Below are 22,669 nucleotides of genomic sequence, written 5' to 3'. Positions count from 1 at the left end.
GCGGCTCAAGCGCCGCCGCATCCCGGAGGCCTCAGCCCTCGCCGAGCGCCGCCTTCTGGATCGCCGCCAGCTCGGCCGTGCCCCGCTCGGCCAGCACCAGCAGCGCCTCGAACTCGGCCCGGCTGAACGGGGTCTGCTCCGCCGTCGCCTGCACCTCGACCAGCCCGCCCTTGCCGGTGATGACGAAGTTGGCGTCGGCCTGGGCGGTCGAATCCTCGGCGTAGTCGAGGTCCAGCACCGCCTGCCCCTGATGCAGGCCGCAGGAGATGGCGGCGACGCTGTCGGTCAGCGGCAGCGCCTTGATCTTGCGGATCGCCACCAGGTGGCGCAGCGCCAGCACCAGCGCGACATAGCCGCCTGTGATCGCGGCGGTGCGGGTGCCGCCATCGGCCTGCAGCACGTCGCAATCGACCTTGATCTGGATCTCGCCCAGCGCTTTCAGGTCGGTGACGGCGCGCAACGACCGGCCGATCAGGCGCTGAATCTCCTGGGTCCGGCCGGTCTGCTTGCCGCGCGCGGCCTCGCGGTCGGTGCGCTGGTCGGTGGCGCGCGGCAGCATGCCGTACTCCGCCGTGACCCAGCCCTTGCCGCCGTTCTTCAGCCAGGACGGCACCCGGTCGTCGACCGAGGCGGTGCACAGCACATGGGTGTCGCCGAACTTCACCAGGCACGAGCCCTCGGCGTATTTGTTGACGTCGGTCTCGAGGCTGATGGCGCGCAAGGCGTCGATGGCGCGTCCGGACGGTCGCATGAGGTCGCTTTCTGTTCTCGGCGAGGGTCGCGCACGCTATCCTCACGGGTCCTGCCCGTAAAGCCCGGCACGTTGATTCGGGTCAGACGGTCCCTACATAGCGTGGCGACGGCCATGAGCATGCTGAACGAACTCTCGACCCGATCCGGCGGCCAAGCGTTCCGGGACCTCGACGAGCGCTCGCGGGAGATCTTCCGCCAGATCGTCGACGCCTATGTCCAGTCCGGCGAGCCGGTGGGCAGCCGCACCCTGTCGCGCCGGCTCGGCATGTCGCTGTCGCCGGCGACGATCCGCAACGTCATGGCGGATCTCGAGGATGCCGGCCTGCTCTACGCCCCGCACACCTCGGCCGGGCGGATGCCGACCGATGCCGGCCTGCGCCTGTTCGTGCACGGGCTGATGCAGCTCGGCGATGTCGGCGAGAGCGAGCGGGCCTCGATCGACGCGATGTGCGCCCAGGCCGGGCGCGGCGTGTCGGAGATGCTGGAGGAGGCGACCTCGGCCCTGTCCGGCCTGTCCGCCTGCGCCGGTCTCGTCCTGGCGCCGAAGACCGACCGGCCGCTGAAGCATATCGAGTTCGTCAACCTGTCGCCCGGCCGCGCCCTGGTGGTGCTGGTCACCGAGGACGGGATCGTCGAGAACCGGGTGCTGGAGGTGCCGCTGGGCCTGCCGGCCTCGACCTTCGTCCACGTCACCAACTATCTCAACGCCCGCATCGTCGGCCGCACCATCGGCGAAGCCCGGACCGATGTGCTGGGCGAGATCGAGGCGCAGAAGAGCCAGCTCGACAGCCTTGCGGCCAAGGTGGTCTCGGCCGGCCTCGCCACCTGGAGCGGTGGCGGGGGCGGCACGCTGATCGTCAAGGGCCAGTCGCGTCTGCTCAACGACGTCACCGCGCTGGAGGATCTGGAGCGCATCCGCGGCCTGTTCCAGGCGCTGGAGACCAAGGAGGCGCTGCTCAAGATGCTGGACGCGGCCAATGCCGCCGAGGGCGTGCAGATCTTCATCGGCGCCGAGAATGGGCTGTTCAGCCACACCGGCTGCTCGATGATCATCGCCCCGTACAAGGGCGGCGACCAGCGCGTGGTCGGCGCCGTCGGCGTGATCGGGCCGACCCGGCTGAACTATGCGCGCATCATCCCGATGGTGGATTACACCGCGAAGATGATAGGCCGTCTCCTCAGAACCAACGAGACCACGAACCAGGTAGCATGATGCACAACAAGACGATGTCGGCCGAGCACCGCCCCGAGGCGACGGAGCCGGAGACCGGGGCTGCCGGGCCCGAGGTCGAGGGTGTCGCCGACTCCGAGACCGCTGGGGTCACCGACGATGCGGCGCTGGCCGGGGCGCTGGAGCGCATCGCCGAGCTCGAGGCCGAGGCCGCCAAGCTGAAGGACCAGGCGCTGCGCGCTTTGGCGGAGACCGAGAATATCCGCCGCCGGTCGGAGCGCGAGCGCGAGGATACGGCGAAATACGCCATCTCCGGCTTCGCCAAGTCGCTGCTGGACGCTGCCGACAATCTGCGCCGCGCCATCGATGCGGTGCCGGCCGGGGCGGTCGAGGACGATGCGGCGCTGAAGACCCTGGTCGACGGCGTCGCCGCCACCGAGCGCCAGTTGCTGGCCGCGTTCGAACGTCATGGCGTGACCCGGATCGAGCCCGTCGGCGAGACCTTCGACCCGAACTTCCACCAGGCCATGTTCGAGCTGCCGGGCACCGGCAAGCCGGCCGGAACCATCGTCCAGGTGATGCAGCCCGGCTATGTGCTGCAAGGCCGGCTGCTGCGCCCGGCGATGGTCGGCGTGGCCCGGGGCGAATGATGCGCCGCCTCGGCCTGATCGCGGTGCTGCTGTCGGTGGCGGTCGGCGCCGCCGCCTGCGAGCGGTCGGAGAAGCCGGCCAAGGGCGTCTATATGGGAGCCGGCGCCGGCGTGTCCGTGCCGTCCTGACGCATTCACGGATTTGCACGCCCCGGGAATCGGCAGGACATACGTCGAGGTCACAACGCGTTGCCTCTCCCGCTTGCGGGAGAGGCAACGCGAACAACGCTCGACAGATGTGTGAATGTCGGAGCTTGACGCATGGCGGCACCAGCCGCGATGCCGCGGCCGGCGACACGAAACCGTCATCGAGAACAGGTAGCGTCGCCGCTCCCCGCGTGATCGCGGTATTCTGAGGCTCGCTGTTCGAGGCGCGTGTTGATGGCCGGACCGATCTATCGCCACCTGCTGGGCATCGGGATGATCGCCGCCCTGGTGGTCGCGCTGCTGCTGGCGGCCGGCGCCGGCGGGATCGGCGTCTGGCTGGCGGTGATCGGGGTGGCCGTCGTGATCGGCGTCGCCGGGATTTTCGCGTGGCGCCTGCTGCGCGACCTCGACCTGCTGCGCCGCCATATCGAGGCCTCGACCGCCGAGGCGCCCGAGCGGCCGCCGCGGCCTTCGACCGAGATCGGCCAGATCCTGTTCCTGCATCTGCAGCGGCTGCAGCGCCACGCCCGCGGCCGCGAGCGCAGCCTGGCGGTCGAGCTACAGACCGCGTCGGAGATCCTGGAGGCGCAGGACGACCCGATCCTGGTGCTGGCCGGCGATCGCAGCGTGCTGCGCGCCAACGAGGCCGCCGGGCGGTTGTTCGGCGACCGGCTGCTGGGCCGCGACATGGCCGAGGCGATCCGGCATCCGGAGATCGTCGCCGCGGTCGACGCCGTCCTCGCCGGCGGCCCGATCCAGACCGTGGCGCTGAACCTGCCGGTGCCGATCGAGCGCGAATTCGAAGTCCGGATTCAGCGCTTCGAGCGGCGCGGCGATCCCGGCGAGCGCGAATCCGATGACCGGCCGGAGCCGGCGCTGCTGGTCACCCTGTACGATCTCACCGCGACCAAGCGGGTCGAGCAGATGCGGGCCGACTTCGTCGCCAACGCCAGCCACGAACTGCGCACGCCGCTGTCCAGCCTGATGGGCTTCATCGAGACGCTGCGCGGCCCGGCGCGCGACGATACGGCGGCGCGCGAGCGTTTCCTCGGCATCATGCAGCAGCAAGCCGAGCGCATGTCGCGGCTGGTCAACGACCTGTTGTCACTGTCGCGGATCGAGCTGGACGAGCATGTGCCGCCGACCGGACGGGTTGCGGTCGGGCCGCTGCTGCAGTCGGTTGCCGACGCGCTCGAGCTCAAGGCTCAGCGCAAGGCGCAGCGGCTGGAGCTCGACCTGGCGCCCGACCTGCCCCAGGTGGTCGGGGATTCCGATCAGCTGTACCAGGTGTTCCAGAACCTGGTGTCGAATGCGATCAACTACGGCCGCCAGGGTGGCGTGGTCGGTCTGGCGGCGCGGAGCTCGGCCGAAGGCCGGCGGACCAGCCTGGTCGTCAGCATCAGCGACCAGGGCGACGGCATCGCCCGCGAGCACCTGCCGCGGCTGACCGAGCGGTTCTACCGGATCGACCCGGCGCGCAGCCGCGCCGTCGGCGGCACCGGCCTGGGCCTCGCCATCGTCAAGCACATCGTCAGCCGCCATCGCGGTCGGCTGGAGATCGACAGCGAGGTCGGGCGCGGCAGCGTCTTCACCGTTTTTCTGCCGGCCGCCCCAGGCGGCAAGCCGTCCGGCCGGGCCCTTCATAAAACTGTAACCGAACTGTCTTAAAAGCGTCTGCGGCGGTGTCTATAGCCTGCGCTCGGAACGGGGCGCTGGTCGCCTGACCGGGCGAAGCCATCAGGCTCGTCCCACCACCACAGGAGATTCGCGTGAAGCTTTTTTCACGAACCATCCTTCGCAGCGCGGTGCTCGGCGCGGCGGTTGCGCTCGTGGCGGGCGCGTCCCAGGCGGCTGATATTTCCGGCGCCGGCGCCACCTTCCCCTACCCCGTCTACGCCAAATGGGCCGATTCCTATAAGAAGGAAAGCGGCATCGGCCTGAACTACCAGTCGATCGGTTCGGGCGGCGGCATCAAGCAGATCAAGGAAAAGACCGTCACCTTCGGCGCGTCGGACATGCCGCTGAAGCCGGAGGATCTCGACGCCGCCGGCCTCGTGCAGTTCCCGATGATCATGGGCGGCGTCGTGCCGGTCGTGAACATCCCGGGCGTCGCGCCGGGCCAGCTGATCCTCAGCGGCGACCTGATCGCGCAGATCTATCTCGGCGACATCACCGCCTGGAACGACGACAAGATCAAGGCGCTGAACCCGGGCGTCGAGCTGCCGGACACCGCCATCGCCCCGGCCTACCGGTCGGACGGGTCGGGCACCAACTTCCTGTTCACCACCTATCTCTCGTCGGTGAACGCCAAGTTCAAGGACACGGTCGGCGCCAACTCCTCGGTGCAGTGGCCGGCCGGCATCGGCGCCAAGGGCAATGAGGGCGTCGCCAACACCGCCAAGCAGACCGAAGGCGCGATCGGCTATGTCGAATACGCCTACGCCAAGCAGAACAAGCTGACCTACGTCAAGCTGGTCAACAAGGACGGCAAGGCGGTCGACCCGACGATCAAGACCTTCCAGGCCGCGGCCTCGGCCGCCGACTGGGCCAACGCCAAGGGCTACTACGTCATCCTGACCAACGAGCCGGGTGCGGAGAGCTGGCCGATCACCGGCGCCAGCTTCATCCTGATGTACAAGCAGCCGCAGGATCAGGCCGCGTCGGCCACCGCGCTGCAGTTCTTCGCCTGGGCCTACGGCCAGGACAAGCTGGCGGAGGATCTCGACTACGTGCCGATGCCGGACGCGGTGGTCGACATGGTCCACAAGACCTGGGCCGACAGCATCAAGGGCGCCGACGGCAAGCCGGTCTGGACCGCCTCGAAGTGATCGCCGGCAACGGCTGATCGATTGGGCGCCGTGCGAATTTCCGCACGGCGCCGCCTGTTTCCCAGGGCAAGGTGATCGATGGTGGACGCCACCTATCAGAAGATCGGGCCGCGGATCGACGCGCGGACCGCGCAGCGGCAGCGCGCGACAGACACCGGCTTCCGCCTGGTCACGCTGTTCTTCGCCGTGCTGGTGCTGGCGATCCTCGGCGGGGTGATCCTGTCGCTGATCATCGGCGCCATGCCGGCGATTCAAACGTTCGGCTTCGGCTTCGTCTTCAACGAGGTCTGGAACCCGGTGACCGAGAAGTTCGGCGCGCTGGCGCCGATCTACGGCACGCTGATGACCTCGGTGATCGCCATGGTGATCGGCGTCCCGATCAGCTTCGGCATCGCCATCTTCCTGACCGAGCTGTGCCCGCCGGTGCTGAAACGGCCGCTCGGCATCGCCATCGAGCTCCTGGCCGGCATCCCCAGCATCATCTACGGCATCTGGGGCTTCTTCGTGCTGGCGCCGATCCTGCAGCAGACGGTGCAGCCCTTCCTGATCCAGACGCTCGGCAAGCTCCCCTGGATCGGCATCTTCTTTGCCGGCCCGCCCTACGGCATCGGCATCTTCACCGCCGGGCTGATCCTGGCGATCATGGTGCTGCCCTTCATCACCTCGATCATGCGCGACGTGTTCGAGACGGTGCCGCCGCTGCTCAAGGAATCGGCCTACGGCCTGGGTGCCACGACCTGGGAGGTGGTGTGGAAGGTGGTGCTGCCCTACAGCCGCGTCGGCGTGGTCGGCGGCGTCATGCTCGGCCTCGGCCGGGCGCTGGGCGAGACCATGGCGGTGACCTTCGTCATCGGCAACGCCCACCGCATCTCGAACTCGATCCTGGCGCCGGGCACCACCATCTCGGCCTCGATCGCCAATGAGTTCACCGAGGCCGTCGGCGACCTCTACACCTCGTCGCTGATCGCGCTGGGCCTCGTGCTCTTCGTCATCACCTTCATCGTCCTGGCGCTCGCCAAGATCCAGCTGCTGCGGCTGCAGCGCAAGACGGGGGGCTAGGACATGCCGGCTTCATCCGCGCTCTATGCCCGGCGCCGGGTCGTCAACAAGGTGGCGCTCACCATCTCGGTCGGCGCCGCCGCTTTCGGCCTCATGTGGCTGGTCTGGATCCTCGCCACGCTGGTGGCCAACGGCCTCTCCGCCATCACGCCGGCCCTGTTCACGGAATCGACGCCGCCGCCTCCGGGCGAAGGCGGCGGCCTGCTGAACGCGATCTTCGGCAGCCTGGTCATGACCGTGGTCGGCACGCTGATCGGTACTCCGGTCGGCATCCTAGCCGGCACCTACCTGGCCGAGTTCGGCAAGACCAGCAAGCTGGCCGAGGTGATCCGCTTCATCAACGACATCCTCCTCAGCGCGCCGTCGATCGTGATCGGCCTGTTCGTCTACGAGATCATGGTGTCGTCGATGGGCCATTTTTCGGCCTGGGCCGGTGCCGTGGCGCTGTCGATCATCGCCATGCCGGTGGTGATCCGCACCACCGAGGACATGCTGAAGCTGGTGCCGAACACCCTGCGCGAGGCCGCCGCGGCGCTGGGCTCGCCGCAGTGGAAGGTGGTGCTGATGATCTGCTACCGCGCCGCGCGCAACGGCATGATCACCGGCGTGCTGCTGGCGGTCGCCCGGATCAGCGGCGAGACGGCGCCGCTCCTGTTCACCGCCCTGAACAACCAGTTCTGGAGCACGGACATGAATGCGCCGATGGCCAACCTGCCGGTGGTCATCTTCCAGTTCGCGCTCAGCCCCTATGAGGACTGGCAGCGCCTGGCCTGGGGCGGCGCGCTTCTGATCACGGTGACGATCCTTCTCCTCAACATCATCGCCCGGGCGCTCTCCTCGCTCGGCGGCAAGCAGGGCTGACGGTCATGACAGGCAATGGTGCTCAGGTGACGACGCTCGACATGAACATCAATGTCGAGCGCCCGACCGATCTCGGCCGCGATCTGCGCGAGAAGATCTCGGTCCGCAACCTGTCATTCTTCTATGATGACAACGAGGCGCTGAAGAAGATCAGCCTGCCGCTGTACGAGCGCTGCGTCACCGCCTTCATCGGTCCCTCGGGCTGCGGGAAGTCGACGCTGCTGCGCATCCTGAACCGGATGTACGACCTGTATCCGAAGCAGCGCGCCGCCGGCGAGGTGCTGCTGGACGGCGAGAACATCCTCAGCTCGAAGCAGGACGTCAACCTGCTGCGCGCCCGGGTCGGCATGGTGTTCCAGAAGCCGACGCCGTTCCCGATGTCGATCTACGACAACGTCGCCTTCGGCATCCGGCTGTATGAGAAGCTGGACCAGGCCGAGATGGACGGCCGCATCGAGGCGGCGCTGCGCCGCGCCGCGCTGTGGGACGAGGTCAAGGACAAGCTGAGGAAGAGCGGCACCAGCCTGTCCGGCGGCCAGCAGCAGCGCCTGTGCATCGCCCGCACCATCGCGATGCAGCCGGACGTGCTGCTGCTCGACGAGCCGACCTCGGCGCTCGACCCRATCTCGACCGCGAAGATCGAGGAGCTGATCGACGAGCTGAAGACCGACTACACGATCGCGATCGTCACCCACAACATGCAGCAGGCGGCCCGCGCCGCCGACTTCACCGCTTTCATGTATCTTGGCGAGCTGGTCGAGTTCGGCGAGACGTCGGAGCTGTTCACCAGCCCGAAGAACGAGCGGACGCACAGCTACATCACCGGCCGCTTCGGCTGAGCCGGGGGTCAGAAGGATCAGCGCCATGGCAAACGAACATATCGTCAAGTCCTTCGACCAGGAGCTCGAGGCCCTGCGCCGGACCATCGTGCAGATGGGCGGCCTGGCCGAAAGCCAGCTCGAGCTCGCCATCCAGGCGGTGGTGCGGCGCGATGCCGACCTCGCCGGCCGGGTGATGCGCAGCGACGAGCAGATGGACGCCTACGAGGCCTCGATCGACGCCGCGGTGGTCCAGATCCTGGCCCTGCGCCAGCCCTTCGCGGCCGATCTGCGCGAGGTGATCTCGGCCTTGCGCATCGCCTCGGACCTCGAGCGGATCGGCGACTACGCCGCCAACATCGCCAAGCGGTCGCTGGCGCTGGCCCAGGTGCCGGTGGTCCGGCCGGTGGCGACGCTGCCGCGCATGGGCCGGATGGTGCAGCAGATCATCAAGGACGTGCTCGACGCCTACACCGAGCGCGATCTGGACAAGGCGCTGTCGGCCTGGCGCCAGGATGAATCGGTCGACGACCTCTACACCAGCCTGTTCCGCGAGACCCTCACCTACATGATGGAGGATCCGCGCAACATCACGCCCTGCACCCATCTGCTGTTCATCGCCAAGAACATCGAGCGGATCGGCGACCACGCCACTAACATCGCCGAGCTGATCCACTTCCTGCTCACGGGCAAGCCGGTGAAGGATGCGCGGCCGAAGGGCGACTCCTCCTCCTTCACCGTCGTCACTCCCGAGGCCAAGCCGGAGGAGAACGCATGAGGGCCGGCATCCAGCCGCTGGTTCTGGTGGTCGAGGACGAAGTCGACCTCGTCACCCTCCTGACCTACAACCTCGAGCGCGAGGGCTTCCGCGTCCTCGCCGCGTATGACGGCGAGGAAGCGCTGCTGCTGGCCAGCGAGCAGCGCCCGGACCTGGTGCTGCTCGACTGGATGCTGCCGCATCTCTCCGGCATCGAGGTCTGCCGCCAGCTGCGCCGCGGCGCCAAGACCCGCGACATCCCGGTGATCATGCTGACCGCGCGGGGCGAGGAGGGTGACCGCGTCCGCGGCCTCGATTCCGGCGCCGACGACTATGTCGCCAAGCCGTTCTCGACGCCCGAGCTGATGGCCCGGATCAAGGCGGTGCTGCGCCGCACCTCGCCGTCCAGCGCCGGCGACATCCTCAGCTACGCCGATCTCAGCATGGATCTCGGCGGACACCGTGTCCGCCGCGGCAACCGCGACGTGCATCTCGGCCCCACCGAGTTCCGGCTGCTGCGCCACTTCATGCAGCATCCCGGCCGGGTGTTCAGCCGCGAGCAGCTGCTCGACATCGTCTGGGGCCACGACGTCTATGTCGAGCCGCGCACCGTCGACGTCCATATCCGCCGCCTGCGCAAGGCGCTGAACGACGAGAGCGAGACCGACCTGATCCGCACCGTCCGCTCCGCCGGCTATTCGCTCGACGTCCAGGCGCAGGCCTGAGCCCGGGAACTTTCTGCAAAGACAGGCGGTTGTCCCCGACGAACGGCACGGAGGTGTGTCGAATGAGCAAGGATTCCTGGCTGTATCTCCGGTTGTGGTTCCGCTCGCCGCTGAAGGTCGCGGCCTGGGCGCCGTCAGGCCCCGCCGTGGCCCGCGCCTTTGCCCGGCACATCGATCCCCGTTGCAGCGATCCAGTGCTCGAGCTCGGCGCCGGCAGCGGCAGCCTGACCGAAGGGCTGCTGGCGACCGGGCTGCCGCCGGAGAAGCTGGTGGTGGTCGAGAAGATGCCGGAGTTCTGCGCCGTGCTGCGCCAGCGCTTCCCCGGCGTCACGGTGCTGGAGGGCGACGTGGCCGAGATCGGCCCGATGCTGGACAAGGCCGGCATCAAGCGGCTGTCGGTGGTGGCGTCCAGCCTGCCGATCATCTGGTTTCCGCTCGACCTGCAGCGGCAGATCATCGACGCGGCCTTCGCCCGCATGGGCCGGTCGGGCCGCTTCCTGCAGCTGACCAACCAGATCCTGTCGCCGCTGCCGCGGCGCAAGCTGGGGCTGCAGGGCCGGATGGTCGATTTCGTCTGGCGCAACCTGCCGCCGCTCGGCGCCTGGAGCTACCGCCGCCCGACGGGGCTGCCTGACGCGGCCTGATCCCTGGGCTTCCCCCTGACGGCGGCTGCGGGACCCGGACCGGGATAATCTGCAAGGCCACGCTGCTCGAGCCCGTCGAGCCAAGCCATGAACGCCAGCGTGGTCGGGCTCGACGACAGGGCCATTGCGCGATAGACCCCGATCACCGGATGGATCTGCGGGCACAGCGGCTGCAATTCGCCGCCGGCAATCAGCGGTGCGACGAAGGCGGACGTCGCCAGCGCGACGCCGAAGCCGGCCAGGCAGGCCACGATCGCCGCTTCGTCGGTGTCGAGGGTGGTGGTGCCCTTGGCCGGCAGGAACGGGATGCCGGCGATGTCACACCAGCGCTGCCACGACCAGCCGTCGAAAGTGTCGAGCAGGATCGGCATCTGCAGCAGGTCGGCCGGTGTCCGCGCATCGCCGAAGCGGCTGCCCGGACGGCAGACCGCGGCGATGCGGTCGTGCAGGATGATCCGGCCTTGGGTATGGGCCGGATCGGCTGCATCGCCCCGCGTGTAGCGGATCTCGACATCGGGGTCGACCGGCGCGCCGGACCCGATCGTCTTGACCCAGAGGTCGACCCCTGGATGCATTTGCCGAAAGGCGCCGAGACGCGGGATCAGCCAGCGCTGGGCCAAGGTCAGCGGTGCGCGCACGACCAGCCGCGACCCGCGTGAGGCGGCCATCCGCGACCCGGTGCGGATCCGGCCGAGCGCATCGGTGACGTAGGCCAGCAGGGCCTGGCCCTCATCCGTCAGTTCGATCGCGTTGTTGCGGCGCCGAAACAAGGCAACGCCGAGCGCGGCTTCAAGCGATTTCACCTGCCGGCTCGCGGCGCCGGGGGTGACGCACAGCTCCGCTGCCGCCATGGTCAGGCTGCCCAGCCGTGCCGCAGCTTCAAAAAACGGCAAGGCGTTGAGTGGCACGTGCCTCGGCCTCATTCCGATCTCCCTTGCTGGGCACCATGCATCCTCTGTCGCCGCAGTCCGTAACGAGCGATCGAGGGCCGCTCACCCGCAGCCTTTGCATTTTCCTCATTCAGAATTGAACAATACTCGATTGTCGGCACCGGAAATGCATTTTATAGATATGTCTTATAAAAGCATAAATCAAATATATATTTTCAAAGCTCGAATAATCATGAAGAAATTCAGAAATTTAACTTGATATTTCTGCAATCTGAAACCGGAGGGCCGACGATCGGCCTGGCCTCTCTTTGGGATGGAGGGATGGAATGGTCAATACAATCGTTGGAACAGACGCCAGTGATGACCTGGATGGGACGGTGCTTGACGATCTGATACTTGGATATGCCGGAAACGACCAGCTTTGGGGCTGGGGCGGGTGGGACACGCTCGATGGCGGCGACGGCGACGATGACCTCATCGGCGGGGCCGGGGCGGACAAGCTGAATGGCGGGAATGGCTCGGATTTCCTCATCGGCGGGTCGGGAGCAGATCAGCTGAACGGCGGTGCCGGGAGCGAGGATGCCGCCGTCTACAGCTACAGCACTGTAGCAGTGACCGTGACGATCGGCGGCACGGGGCATGGCGGCGATGCCGAGGGCGATGTGATCGGCAGCGACGTCGAGGCACTCTTCGGCGGCGGTTCCGGCGATACGCTGAACGGATCGGCCGGCGCCAACTCCCTGTTCGGTCTCGAGGGCAACGACGTGCTCCGTGGCGGCGCCGGGGCGGATCGGCTCGAAGGCGGCTCCGGCACCGATCTCGCCACTTATTGGGGCGCGGTGGCTGCAGTCACTGTCTACTTGACATCGGGCATCGGCAGCGGCGGCGATGCCCAGGGCGACACCTTTGCCGGGATCGAGAACGTCAATGGCGGCAAGGCCGGTGACACCATCGCTGGCAACGCTGCCGCCAACATCCTGAACGGTTACGAGGGCAACGACGCGCTCACCGGGGCTGGGGGCAACGACGTGCTCACCGGGGCGGGGGGCAAGGACACGCTGACCGGCGGCATCGGGGCCGACCGCTTCGTCTATGCCGCGATCGTTGAGAGCATGATCGGGGCCAATGCCGACCGGATCACTGATTTCAGCCACGCCCAGGGCGACAGGATCGACCTGTCCACGATCGACGCCAACACCGCAGCGGCCGGCAACCAGGCCTTCACCTTCATCGGCACGGGCCTCTACACCCACCATGCTGGCGAACTGCGCGCCGCCGTCACCAGCCCTGGCGTCACCACCATCGCCGGCGACGTCAACGGCAACGGCACCTCCGACTTCCATATCGTTCTGACCGGCGGCATCGCGTTGCAGGCCGCCGACTTCATGCTCTGAGTGCCGGATACCGTCTTTCTTCGGATCGACTCTCGCTCCTCATCGTCGCGGGCGTGGCGCCATGGCGACCGAGAGGGGCCTGTACCGTTGGGCGGCAACGCCCCTTCGGGACTCGCCGCGACCGGGTCGGCATGCTCGGCGGCCGGACGCCCGGCCAGATGGAGAGGGCCGGGCCGACATCGTGCCAAACAAAAGCCCGCGCCACCCTTCGGCGGCGCGGGCTTTCCTGTGAACAGACGGTCAGTTGCCCGGCGCGCTCGGCACGAACCAGCCGCTGGGCAGGCCGTTGGCCTGGCGCCGAGGCGTCTCGCCGGCGTCGGCGACCTGCTGCAGCGCCGGCGCGCGCGCGGGCTTGGCCGCGGCTGCGACACGGACCGGCGGGGCGTCGGGGATCGGCGCCATCCGGGTCGGCGCCACCGCGACCCGGGCGGCGGGAGCCGGGGCCCGTACGGCGGCCGCCACCTGTGCCGGCGCATCCGGGATCGGCGCCATGCGCACCGGTGCCGGACGGACGACCGGAGCTGCGGCGGCGACCTGGGTGCTGCCGTCGGGGATCGGGGCCATCCGCACCGGGGCCGGGGCGACCTGGCGCGCGACCGGGGCGGCCGCGGCGACCCGGATGCCGGCATCCGGGATCGGCTGCATCCGCACCACGCCGGGCTGCTGTATCACGCGGACCGGCGGCAGCGTCGAAGCGACCACGGTGCTCGACCCGTCCGGGATCGGCTGCATCGCGGCGACCACGGTGGTGCCGCGAGTCGACGAGCCATCGGGAATCGGCTGCATCGCCGCGACCACCGTCGTGTTCCGCATCGACGACCCGTCCGGGATCGGCTTCATCGCCGCCACCACGGTGGTGTTGCGGCTGGACGACCCGTCGGGGATCGGCGCCATGCGGATCGGCGCCGGCACCTTCTGCTGGATCTGGGCGGCGGCGTACTGGGTCATCCGGTCGGTGCCGCCCTTGCCCGGCATGATGCCGGCGATCTGCGGCGCGATGATATCCATGTAGCGCTCGGTCTCGCGCGGCAGCGGCCGGCCTTCCTCGACATACTGGCGGTACCGCTCCGGCCCGGCATTGTAGGCGCCGAGGAAGCCGGGATAGCCGTACAGGTCGTACATCTCGCGGATATAGGCGGCGCCGGCCAGGATGTTGTCGCGCGGCTCATAGGCGTCGGGGCCCAGGCCGTGGACGTAGCGCAGCTCGTCATAGGTGCCGGGCATCACCTGCATCAGCCCCATCGCGCCGGCCGTGCTGGTGATCGGCTGGCCACCCTTCCAATGGGTCTGGCCGCCGCTCTCCACATGCATCACCGCGCGGATCCATTCCTCGGGGATGTCGAAGCGGCGCGAAGCGTCGTGGATCTCGGCGCCCCAGGGGCCGCTGGCGACCACGGCGGGTTTCGGCTTCGGAGCCTCGGCGCAGGCGGCAAGCAGCCCCGCGAGCAAGGCCGTGGCCGCAACCGTCCTGGTCCAGCGGAATGTCCCTGGCATCTTCCCCTCCATGCTCCCCCAAACGCAAAAGCCCGGCGGCATCGCCGCGGGTCGCAAATTAACGCAGGCCCTCAACGTATACGGACAAGTCGTTCATTCAAAGAGGAAAAACACAAACACCCATCCCCCTGGGTCGCGGATTTCCTATGCGGAATGCTGACTGAGAGCGGGCAAATGGTCGAGCGAAATCGTCACATGAATGATGCCGGGCTCGTCCGGCACGTCGGCGCGGGCGAATCCGAGCTCTCCGGCCATGCGCAGCATCGTCGTGTTTTCCCGCAGCACCTCGCCGAAGATCCGCTTCAGCCCGCGGCCGCGGGCATAGTCGATGATCTCGGTCATCAACCGGTGGCCGAGACCCTGGCCCTTGAGGTCGGAGCGCACCATGATGCCGTATTCCGCGGTCTCGCCGTCCGGGTCGGCGATGATGCGCACGGCGCCCAGGATCACCCGGCGGCCGTCCTCCTCGGCCTCCACCACCAGCGCCATCTCGCGGTCGTAGTCGATCTGGGTCAGCCGGGCGGCGAATTCGTGGCTGAAGCTGCGCATGGCGCTGAAGAAGCGCAGCCGCACATCCTCGGGGCTGGACCGCTGCAGCATCTCCTGGATCGCCGGCTCGTCCTCGGGCCGCACCGGCCGCAGCGTGATCTCGCGCCCGTCGCGCAGCGCCAGCCGCTGCACCAGCCGCTGCGGATAGGGCCGGATGGCGAAGCGCGGCGTGCCCGGCGGCAGCGGCGGCTGCACCCGGATCGCGGCGCCGGGCACCAGCACGCCCCCGGCGCCGGCCAGCAGCGGGTTGATCCGCAGCGCCGCCACCTCCGACAGGTCGGCGGCCAGCTGCGACAGCTTGACCAGGGTCAGCGCCACGGCATCCAGGTCGGCCGCTGGCCGGCCGCGATAGCCCTGCAGCAGCCGCCACACCCGGGCGCGCATCATCAGGTCGCGGGCCAGCACCGCGTTCAGCGGCGGCAGGGCGGCGACGCCGTCATGCAGCAACTCGGCCGCGGCGCCGCCCTGGCCGAACAGCAGAACCGGGCCGAACACCGGGTCCTCGTCGATCCCCAGCACCAGCGGATGCGCCTCGGGCGGAATGGCGGCGCTCTCGGGCAGCAGCGGAATGCGGTAGGACTCCAGCACCGACCGCGACTCGGCTGGGCTCAGCTCGGTCCGGCCCTTGGCGAGCGCCGCCGCGATCACCGCCCGGGCGGCATCGGCGTCCGGCTCGAAATCCTCCGGCAGGGCGGGCGGCGTCTGCATCAGCAGCATCTGGTTCCGCCGGTGCCGGGCCAGATGCATGAAGGCGCGCGCCGCCTGGCCCGGCGTGTCGTAGCCAGGGATGCGGGCCTCGGCGAACAGCCGCCGGGTCTCGGCGGTGGCGCCGAGCCAGCTTGCCAGAACCGGCGGGCGGCGGCCGTCGCGCTTGGCCGCTGCGGCGACCACGCCGGTTAGCGCCCGCGCCGCCTCGACCGGGTCGGCGATGGCGCTGGGGCCGTTCACCACCAGCACCGCGTCACGGCCGGGATCGGCCAGCAGCGCCTCCAGCGCCCGGGCAAAGCGGTCGGCCGGCGCCGCGTCGCCCAGGTCGATCGGGCCGGATGCATCGGCGCCGGCCGCCCGCAACCGTGTCAAAGTCGCCAGCGTCGGCACAGCCAGGGTCCCGCCGGACTCGGTCAGGGCTTCCGCCGCCAGCAGGCCGAGTCCGGCGCCATTGGTGAGGATCGCGAGTCTTTCGCCGCCCACCTTCAGGCCGCTGGCCAGGGTCTCGACCGCATCGAACAGCTCGGCCAAGTCGAACACCCGCAGCATGCCGGCGCGGCGGAAGGCGGCGTCATAAACTGCGTCCGGACCGATCAGCCCGTCGGCGTCACCGGCCCCAGGGGTGCCGCGGCCGGGCCGAATCACCACCACCGGCCGGGTGCGGGCGGCGAGGCGGGCGGCAGACATGAATTTGCGGGCGTGGCTGATGGTCTCGATGTGCAGCAGCACGGCGCGGGTGCGGATATCGGCGGCCAGCCAGTCCAGCATGTCGCCGAAATCGACATCGGCCATGCCGCCCAGCGACACGACATGGCTGAAGCCGATGCCGCGCCGGGCGGCCCAATCCAGCACCGCGGCGGCGACCGCGCCGGACTGGCTGACGAAGGCGAGGTCGCCGTCCTTGGGCGCGACATGGCCCAGGCTGGCATTGACGCCGTGATGCGGCGCCATCAGGCCGAAGCCGTCGGGGCCGAGGATGCGCAGCAGATGGGGGCGCGCCGCGTCCAGCATCGCTTGGCGCAGCCGGGCGTCGTCCGGGCCCTCGGCCGCCGCCGGCCGGTCGGTGCCGACAATGGCGGCGGCTCGGGTGCCGCGGCCGCCGAGCTCGGCGATCAGCCCGGGCAGCGCGTCGGGCGGTGCCGCGATCACCGCCAGGTCCGGCGCCATCGGCAGGGCCGCGATCGAGGGGTAGGCGAAGGCGCTGCCGACCGACCGGGCGCCGTGCGTGACCGGCATCACCGGCCCGTGGAAGCCGCCGGCGGACAGGTTGCGGGCCAGCACGGCGCCGACCGGCCCGTCGGCGATCAGCGCGATCGAGGCCGGTTGGAACAGGGCGTCCAGGTTGCGCACCGACATCGCAGGCCCTCGCCGGAAACCACCAGGGTGGCGGACCAGGCGCGTGGGCTCAAGCGGGGATGTTCAGTGATGATGATCGAGAGAGGTCGCGGGTATAAAGAATGCGTAGCCTCTCCCGCTTGCGGGAGAGGCAATCGGTGAAGGTCCGAGGGATCCGGAAGGACTTTCGGATTACTCCGCGGCGTTCTTTTTGTCGGACTTGGCCCGCTCAATGCCCTCGACGATCATCTCCGCCGCCCGCTGTGGGCCGTCCCAGCCCATGATGCGGACCCACTTGCCCTTCTCCAGGTCCTTGTAGTGGGCGAAGAAGTGGCTGATCTGGTCGCGCAGGATCTCCTGCAGGTCCTCGTAGCTCTGCACCTTGTTGTAGTAGGGGTGCAGCTTCGACACCGGCACCGCCAGGATCTTCTCGTCCTGGCCGGCCTCGTCCTCCATCAGCAGCACGCCGACCGGGCGGGCGCGCAGCACGGCGCCGGGCATCACCGGCTCGCGGCCGACGACGATGACGTCGACCGGGTCGCCGTCGCCCGACAGGGTGTGCGGGATGAAGCCGTAATTGCCCGGATAGGCCATCGCGGTGTGCAGGAAGCGGTCGACGAACATCGCGCCCGATTCCTTGTCGAGCTCGTACTTCACCGGCACCCCGCCCATGGGGTTCTCGATGATGACGTTGACGTCGAAGGGCGGGTTCACCCCGACCGCGATCTTGCTGATGTCCATGTCGGCCCTGGTCTGTGGTCCTGTAGGGTTCCGGGCGCGGACCATAATGCGGACCGCGCCCGACCGCTAGTGCCCAGCCATTCCCTCTCCGCGCATCGCCCCGTCTTTTTTGTGCGATGCAGCGAAGCCGATTACCGTCGCTGCGCCAAGGCGTCGTAGGCAGCCAGCGCCGCCGCGGTGACGATCTCGTTCACCGTCGCGCCCATCTGCACCACCTGGGCCGGCTTCTGCAGCCCGCACAGCAGCGGGCCGATCAGCGAGGCGCCGGCCAGCTTCTGGATCATCTTGGCGCCGATATTGGCCGCGTTCAGCGCCGGCATGATCAGGAGGTTGGCCGGGCCGGACAGGCGGGCGAACGGGTACAGCCGCTTCATCAGCGCATAGTCCAGCGCCACCTCGGCGGTCATCTCGCCGTCATATTCGAAATCGACCCCGCCGGCCTTGGCCCGGGCGTCCATGATCGTCACCGCGTCGCGGATGCGCTGGGTGAACTCGCGCATCGGCTGGCCGAAATTGGAGGAGGAGACGAAGGCCAGCCGCGGCTCGTGGCCCAGCGACCGGGCCTTGGCCGCGGCCTGCAGCGCGATGTCGACCAGCAGGTCCGGGTCCGGCCGCTCATGCACCGTGGTGTCGGCGATCAGCACCGTGCCGCCGCGCACGGTCAGCATCGACAGGCCGAAGGGCACATGCTGCGGCGCCGGGTCGATCACCCGGGTGATCTCCTCGAAGCAGGTGGTGAAGTTGCGGGTCAGGCCGGTGACCATGGCGTCGGCGTCGCCATGCGCGACCATGCAGGCGGCGAAGATGTTGCGGCCCTGGTTGACCATGCGCGCTACGTCGCGCTGCAGCAGGCCCTGGCGCTGCAGCCGGCGCCAGACGAAGTCGATGTAGCGCTCATTGTGCTGCGACAGCCGGGCGTTGTGGATCTCGAGCTCGGCCACGGTCGCCTCGGGCAGGCCGATCCGGGCCATGGTCTCGCGCACCCGCTCCTCGCGGCCGATCAGGATCGGCGTGCCGTAGCCGGCGGCGCGGAAGGCGATGGCGGCGCGGATCGTCCGCTCCTCCTCGCCCTCGGCGAAGACCACCCGGGTCTCGGTCGATGCGACCTTGTCGAAGATCAACTGCAGCTTGTCGATGGTCGGGTCCAACCGGCGGCGCAGGCTCTGGCGATAGGCGGCGACATCGGCGATCGGCTTGCGGGCGACGCCCGATTCCATCGCCGCCTGGGCGACGGCCAGCGGGATCTCCTCGATCAGCCGCGGGTCGAACGGCACCGGGATGATGTAGTCGGGGCCGTAGCGCAGCCGGCGGCCGGAATAGGCGCTGTCGACCTCGTCCGGCACGTCCTGGCGGGCCAGCGCTGCCAGGGCATGGGCGGCGGCCAGCTTCATCGCCTCGTTGATGGTGCTGGCGCGGACGTCCAGCGCGCCGCGGAAGATGTAGGGAAAGCCCAGCACGTTGTTGACCTGGTTCGGATAGTCCGACCGGCCGGTGGCGATGATCGCGTCCGACCGCACCGCCTTGACCTGGTCCGGCGCGATCTCCGGGTCCGGGTTGGCCAGGGCGAAGATGATCGGCTTGTCGGCCATCGACCTGACCATCTCCGCCGTCATCGCGCCCTTGACCGACAGGCCGATGAACACATCGGCGCCCTTGACCGCGTCGGCCAGGGTCCGGTGCGGCGTGTCGACCGCATGGGCCGCCTTCCACTGGTTCATGCCCTCGGTGCGGCCCTGCCAGACCACGCCCTTGCTGTCGCACAGGATGATGTTCTGCGCCGGCACGCCGAGCGACTTGAACAGCTCGACGCAAGCGATCGCCGCGGCGCCGGCGCCGTTCAGCACCATGCGGGTCTCGCCGATGACGCGGCCGGTCAGCTCCAGCGCGTTGATCAGCCCGGCCGCGGCGATGATCGCGGTGCCGTGCTGGTCGTCATGGAACACCGGGATGTCCAGCAGCTCGCGCAGCCGGGCCTCGATGATGAAGCAGTCCGGCGCCTTGATGTCCTCGAGGTTGATGCCGCCGAAGGACGGGCCCAGGAAGCGCACGCAGTTGACGAACTCGTCGACGTCGCGGGTGTCGACCTCGAGGTCGATGCCGTCGACATCGGCGAATCGCTTGAACAGGACGGCCTTGCCCTCCATCACCGGCTTGCTGGCCAGGGCGCCGAGGTCGCCCAGGCCCAGCACCGCGGTGCCGTTCGAGATCACGGCGACGATGTTGCCCTTCGACGTGTAGTCGTAGGCGGTGGCCGGATCGGCATGGATGCGCAGGCAGGGCGCTGCGACGCCCGGGGAATAGGCCAGAGACAGGTCGCGCTGGGTGGTCAGCGGCTTGGTCGCGCTGATCTCCAGCTTGCCGGGGCGGCCCTGGGCATGGAAGGCGAGGGCGTCGTCGTCGAGCGATGGATTGGTCATGGTGTCCGGCGGCGCAGCTTGGAAGCGGGCCGAGTAATGGACCCTTCGGCGGCGGGGACCGTCAAGCCTTTCCGACCGCGGTTCCGACTGTGGCTTCCGTGCAACGCCGTGCCATCTTCGCGCGGCCTCTTGAAAAGGCGCTTGCGGAGCGCAGCGGCGATCCCGTATCTCTCGATCCTACTCCAAATTCCAGGGAGGATCGTGCAATGACCATCGTTCTCGCTTATCGCGGCAAGGCCGCCTGAACGTCTGCACGATCAGTCTTCGTCGACTCACGACCTGACACCTTCCCTGCGCTGACCTGATCGCTGCCGACACGCCGGACGCCCCTCACGGGCCGCCTCCGACGACTCCGCATCCGATCGTCCCTTCAACCATCCACCCCATTCCGCCCGGCATCCCGCCGTGCGGAGTCGCCCCGTCCGACCCGCATGGGCCCGACCCTTGTCGGCCGGACGGTTTTCCCACCTCCAAATCTCATGGAGACCATCATGTTCGTTTCGAACGAGAAGCGTGCCTTCCGTCCGTCGTTGTCGCTCGTCGTCGTCGCCTTTGCGGAGCTGGGCCGCGTCCTCGTGACGCCGCGCCGAAAACCCCGCGATGCCGACTCGCTGAGCGAGCATCTGAAACGGGACGTCGGGCTACGATCTTGATACGGGCGCGGGGCGGGGCCTTCGGGCTCCGCTCCGCCGCTTCCCGTCGATAGATCGACCGCCTTCCATCGGCCTCCGGCCGGGCGCGACCGCATGTCGCCGCCCGGGCCGCGGGGCATTCGACGCTGGATAGGACTACAATCATGTACGCATATCGTGCGCCGCCCCAGCCGGCAGCGCCGGCGGTGCGGCTTGTCCCCCTGGTCACGGCGCAGGACCGGGCCGTGTTCGGCTCGCTCCGGGTCGCGTCGGACCAGTCGGGCTTCGTCGCTTCCAATGCGGAGTCGATCGCCGAAGCCGACGCCTCGCCCTGGTGCGCGGCACTCGGCATCTGCGACGCCTTCCATGGCGGGCCGGTCGGCTTCGTCATGCATGCGCTGGACCCGCAGGACGGCCATCGCTGGATCTACCGGCTGATGATCGACGTCCGCTATCAGGGCCGCGGCTTCGGCCGCTCCGCCCTGCGGGCGACGCTCGCCATCATGGACCGGCTGCCCCGCAGCGAGCGGGTGCTGTTGGGCGTGGTGCCGGGCAACGCCGCCGCCCGCCGGCTCTACGCCTCCGAAGGTTTCGTCGAGACTGGCGAGACCCTCGGCGACGAGCTGGTGCTGCAGCGCATCCTGCACCGGGTCGAGGCCGCCTGACCGGCGGCCTCGACTTCCCCTTTTCCGATGGGTTGATTGGAATGCCGGATAGGTTAGTCGGACAAAGGAACATAAGCCCATATTATCATGCCCGGGCTTGACCCGGGCATCCAGAGGCTGTCGACATCTTCTGGATTGCCGGGTCAAGCCCGGCAATGACAGAAAAGTACAACGATGCCCCGGTGAGTCTCTCCACCCGATTTACTCTCGGAGCTATGGGCGCAACCGCGTTCCGACATCGCCGCGTGCGTGCTACGGTCCGCCCCTCGCCGATCCGATCCCGAATCCCGTGTCGACAGCCTTGCCCGACAGCAGCACCCCCGCGACGACCGATCCCGCCGTCACGCCGATGATGGCGCAGTATCTGGAGGCCAAGGCGGCCCATCCGGACTGCCTGCTGTTCTTCCGCATGGGCGATTTCTACGAGATGTTCTTCGACGACGCGGTCAAGGCCGCGGCGGCGCTCGACATCGCCCTGACCAAGCGCGGCCAGCACCAGGGCGAAGACATCCCGATGGCAGGCGTCCCCGCCCACAGCCACGAGGCCTATCTGGCCCGGCTGATCCGGCAGGGCTTCCGCGTCGCGCTGTGCGACCAGACCGAAAGCCCGGAGGACGCCCGCAAGCGCTCCGGCAAGACTCTCGTGCGGCGTGAGGTGGTGCGCATCGTCACCCCCGGCACGGTGACCGAGGACGGCCTGCTGGAGCCCCGCGCGGCGAATCACCTGGTGGCGCTGGCCGATGTCGCCGGCACCCTGGCCATCGCCGCGGTCGACATCTCCTCGGGCGAGCTGGTGACCGAGCCGACTTCGGCCGACCGGCTGGGTGCCGTCCTGGCCCGGTTCGACCCGAGCGAGATCCTGCTGCCCGAGCGGGTGCTGCAGAATCCGGAGCTGTTCGAGCTGCTCGGCGACTGGAAGATGCGGCTGACGCCGCAGCCCTCCGCCCGCTTCGACAGCGAGAACGGCCGGCGCCGCCTGCAGGACCTGTTCCGGGTCGGCACGCTGGACGCGTTCGGCAGCTTCGAGCGGGCCGAGGTCGCCGCCGCCGGCGCCCTGGTCGACTACATCCAGCTGACCCAGAAGGCGCTGCCGCGGCTGTCGCCACCGCGCCGCCTGCCGCGCGGCGCGGTGATGGAGATCGACGTCGCCACCCGCCGCAACCTGGAGCTGACCCGGACCCTGTCGGGCGACCGCCGCGGCAGCCTGCTGGCCGCGATCGACCGCACCGTCACCGGCCCCGGCGCCCGGTTGCTGGCGGGCCACCTGGCGGCGCCGCTGACCGATCCGGAGGCGGTGGCTGAGCGGCTCGACGCGGTTCAGGCGCTGGTCGAGGACGGCAAGCTGCGCGACGATCTGCGCACCCTGCTGCGCGCCTGCCCGGATGCGGAGCGGGCGCTGACCCGGCTCGGCCTCGGCCGCGGCGGCCCGCGC

General features: G+C 68.9%; 20 protein-coding genes and 1 pseudogene. 15 read left to right on the top strand and 6 right to left on the bottom strand.

Annotated features, from left to right (window positions below):
- Positions 1–31 precede the first annotated feature (31 nt).
- Positions 32–751, bottom strand: coding sequence for a ribonuclease PH (gene rph / locus AB4Z01_RS09795; RefSeq protein WP_441692844.1), 720 nt, complete (start codon positions 749–751; stop codon positions 32–34).
- A gap of 114 nt (positions 752–865) precedes the next feature.
- Between rph and hrcA the strand changes: the two genes are divergently transcribed.
- The 11 genes from hrcA (at position 866) to AB4Z01_RS09740 (ending at position 10,412) form a co-directional block, all read left to right on the top strand.
- Positions 866–1,966, top strand: coding sequence for a heat-inducible transcriptional repressor HrcA (gene hrcA, locus AB4Z01_RS09790; protein ID WP_429224233.1), 1,101 nt, complete (start codon positions 866–868; stop codon positions 1,964–1,966).
- On the top strand, positions 1,963–2,574 hold the full coding sequence (grpE, locus tag AB4Z01_RS09785; protein WP_441692841.1) for a nucleotide exchange factor GrpE: 612 nt from the start codon (positions 1,963–1,965) through the stop codon (positions 2,572–2,574). The genes hrcA and grpE overlap by 4 nt, the downstream gene beginning before the upstream one ends.
- On the top strand, positions 2,571–2,702 hold the full coding sequence (locus tag AB4Z01_RS09780) for a hypothetical protein (protein WP_441692839.1): 132 nt from the start codon (positions 2,571–2,573) through the stop codon (positions 2,700–2,702). Before grpE ends, AB4Z01_RS09780 begins: the two co-directional genes overlap by 4 nt.
- Positions 2,703–2,954: 252 nt before the next feature.
- The gene (locus AB4Z01_RS09775; RefSeq protein ID WP_441692836.1) at positions 2,955–4,388 is read left to right on the top strand and encodes an ATP-binding protein; all 1,434 of its coding nucleotides are present in this window, start codon (positions 2,955–2,957) and stop codon (positions 4,386–4,388) included.
- Positions 4,389–4,489: 101 nt separating this feature from the next.
- Positions 4,490–5,548, top strand: a complete 1,059-nt coding sequence (pstS, locus tag AB4Z01_RS09770) for a phosphate ABC transporter substrate-binding protein PstS (protein WP_441692833.1) — start codon at positions 4,490–4,492, stop codon at positions 5,546–5,548.
- 78 nt (positions 5,549–5,626) lie between these two features.
- Positions 5,627–6,607, top strand: coding sequence for a phosphate ABC transporter permease subunit PstC (gene pstC, locus AB4Z01_RS09765; protein ID WP_441692830.1), 981 nt, complete (start codon positions 5,627–5,629; stop codon positions 6,605–6,607).
- A gap of 3 nt (positions 6,608–6,610) precedes the next feature.
- Positions 6,611–7,468 carry a phosphate ABC transporter permease PstA gene (pstA, locus tag AB4Z01_RS09760; protein WP_441692827.1) on the top strand — a complete coding sequence of 286 codons (858 nt, stop codon included), beginning with the start codon at positions 6,611–6,613 and terminating at the stop codon, positions 7,466–7,468.
- A gap of 5 nt (positions 7,469–7,473) precedes the next feature.
- Positions 7,474–8,307, top strand: coding sequence for a phosphate ABC transporter ATP-binding protein PstB (pstB, locus tag AB4Z01_RS09755; RefSeq protein ID WP_441692824.1), 834 nt, complete (start codon positions 7,474–7,476; stop codon positions 8,305–8,307).
- A gap of 25 nt (positions 8,308–8,332) precedes the next feature.
- Positions 8,333–9,064, top strand: a complete 732-nt coding sequence (gene phoU / locus AB4Z01_RS09750) for a phosphate signaling complex protein PhoU (protein WP_441692822.1) — start codon at positions 8,333–8,335, stop codon at positions 9,062–9,064.
- Positions 9,061–9,768 (top strand): phosphate regulon transcriptional regulator PhoB, encoded by a 708-nt coding sequence (gene phoB, locus AB4Z01_RS09745; protein WP_441692819.1) that lies wholly within the window; start codon positions 9,061–9,063, stop codon positions 9,766–9,768. The genes phoU and phoB overlap by 4 nt, the downstream gene beginning before the upstream one ends.
- A gap of 62 nt (positions 9,769–9,830) precedes the next feature.
- Entirely contained in the window at positions 9,831–10,412 is a 582-nt protein-coding gene (locus AB4Z01_RS09740; protein WP_441692816.1) for a class I SAM-dependent methyltransferase, read from the top strand.
- On the opposite strand, the gene AB4Z01_RS09735 is transcribed toward AB4Z01_RS09740, so the two are convergent.
- Positions 10,376–11,335, bottom strand: coding sequence for a LysR substrate-binding domain-containing protein (locus tag AB4Z01_RS09735; protein ID WP_441692813.1), 960 nt, complete (start codon positions 11,333–11,335; stop codon positions 10,376–10,378). The genes AB4Z01_RS09740 and AB4Z01_RS09735 overlap by 37 nt on opposite strands.
- A 344-nt stretch (positions 11,336–11,679) precedes the next feature.
- Between AB4Z01_RS09735 and AB4Z01_RS09730 the strand changes: the two genes are divergently transcribed.
- Positions 11,680–12,696, top strand: coding sequence for a calcium-binding protein (locus tag AB4Z01_RS09730; protein WP_441692810.1), 1,017 nt, complete (start codon positions 11,680–11,682; stop codon positions 12,694–12,696).
- Positions 12,697–12,936: 240 nt separating this feature from the next.
- Here the strand turns inward: AB4Z01_RS09730 and AB4Z01_RS09725 are convergent, their stop codons facing one another.
- The 4 genes from AB4Z01_RS09725 to AB4Z01_RS09710 form a co-directional block, all read right to left on the bottom strand.
- A complete protein-coding gene (locus AB4Z01_RS09725) occupies positions 12,937–14,190 on the bottom strand; it encodes a lytic transglycosylase domain-containing protein (RefSeq protein WP_441692807.1) in 1,254 nt (417 codons plus the stop codon).
- A gap of 144 nt (positions 14,191–14,334) precedes the next feature.
- Entirely contained in the window at positions 14,335–16,803 is a 2,469-nt protein-coding gene (locus AB4Z01_RS09720; protein WP_441692804.1) for a bifunctional acetate--CoA ligase family protein/GNAT family N-acetyltransferase, read from the bottom strand.
- A 171-nt stretch (positions 16,804–16,974) separates the two neighbouring features.
- Positions 16,975–17,523, bottom strand: a complete 549-nt coding sequence (ppa, locus tag AB4Z01_RS09715) for an inorganic diphosphatase (RefSeq protein ID WP_441692801.1) — start codon at positions 17,521–17,523, stop codon at positions 16,975–16,977.
- Positions 17,524–17,654: 131 nt separating this feature from the next.
- Positions 17,655–19,940 (bottom strand): NADP-dependent malic enzyme, encoded by a 2,286-nt coding sequence (locus tag AB4Z01_RS09710; protein WP_441692799.1) that lies wholly within the window; start codon positions 19,938–19,940, stop codon positions 17,655–17,657.
- Between the two features lie 491 nt (positions 19,941–20,431).
- Here AB4Z01_RS09710 and AB4Z01_RS09705 point away from each other — a divergent pair, with 491 nt between their 5' ends.
- From AB4Z01_RS09705 to AB4Z01_RS09695, 3 genes and pseudogenes are all read left to right on the top strand, one after another.
- The gene (locus AB4Z01_RS09705) at positions 20,432–20,593 is read left to right on the top strand and encodes a hypothetical protein (RefSeq protein ID WP_186002653.1); all 162 of its coding nucleotides are present in this window, start codon (positions 20,432–20,434) and stop codon (positions 20,591–20,593) included.
- Positions 20,594–20,736: 143 nt separating this feature from the next.
- On the top strand, positions 20,737–21,237 hold the full coding sequence (locus AB4Z01_RS09700; RefSeq protein ID WP_441692794.1) for a GNAT family N-acetyltransferase: 501 nt from the start codon (positions 20,737–20,739) through the stop codon (positions 21,235–21,237).
- A 349-nt stretch (positions 21,238–21,586) separates the two neighbouring features.
- Positions 21,587–22,669: pseudogene (locus AB4Z01_RS09695) on the top strand (DNA mismatch repair protein MutS); the annotation flags it as partial.

The sequence above is a fragment of the Inquilinus sp. YAF38 genome, assembly GCF_052113205.1.
GTDB lineage: Bacteria > Pseudomonadota > Alphaproteobacteria > DSM-16000 > Inquilinaceae > Inquilinus.
Note: the sequence above shows the minus strand (reverse complement) of the source record. Positions and strands in the feature narration are given on the sequence as shown.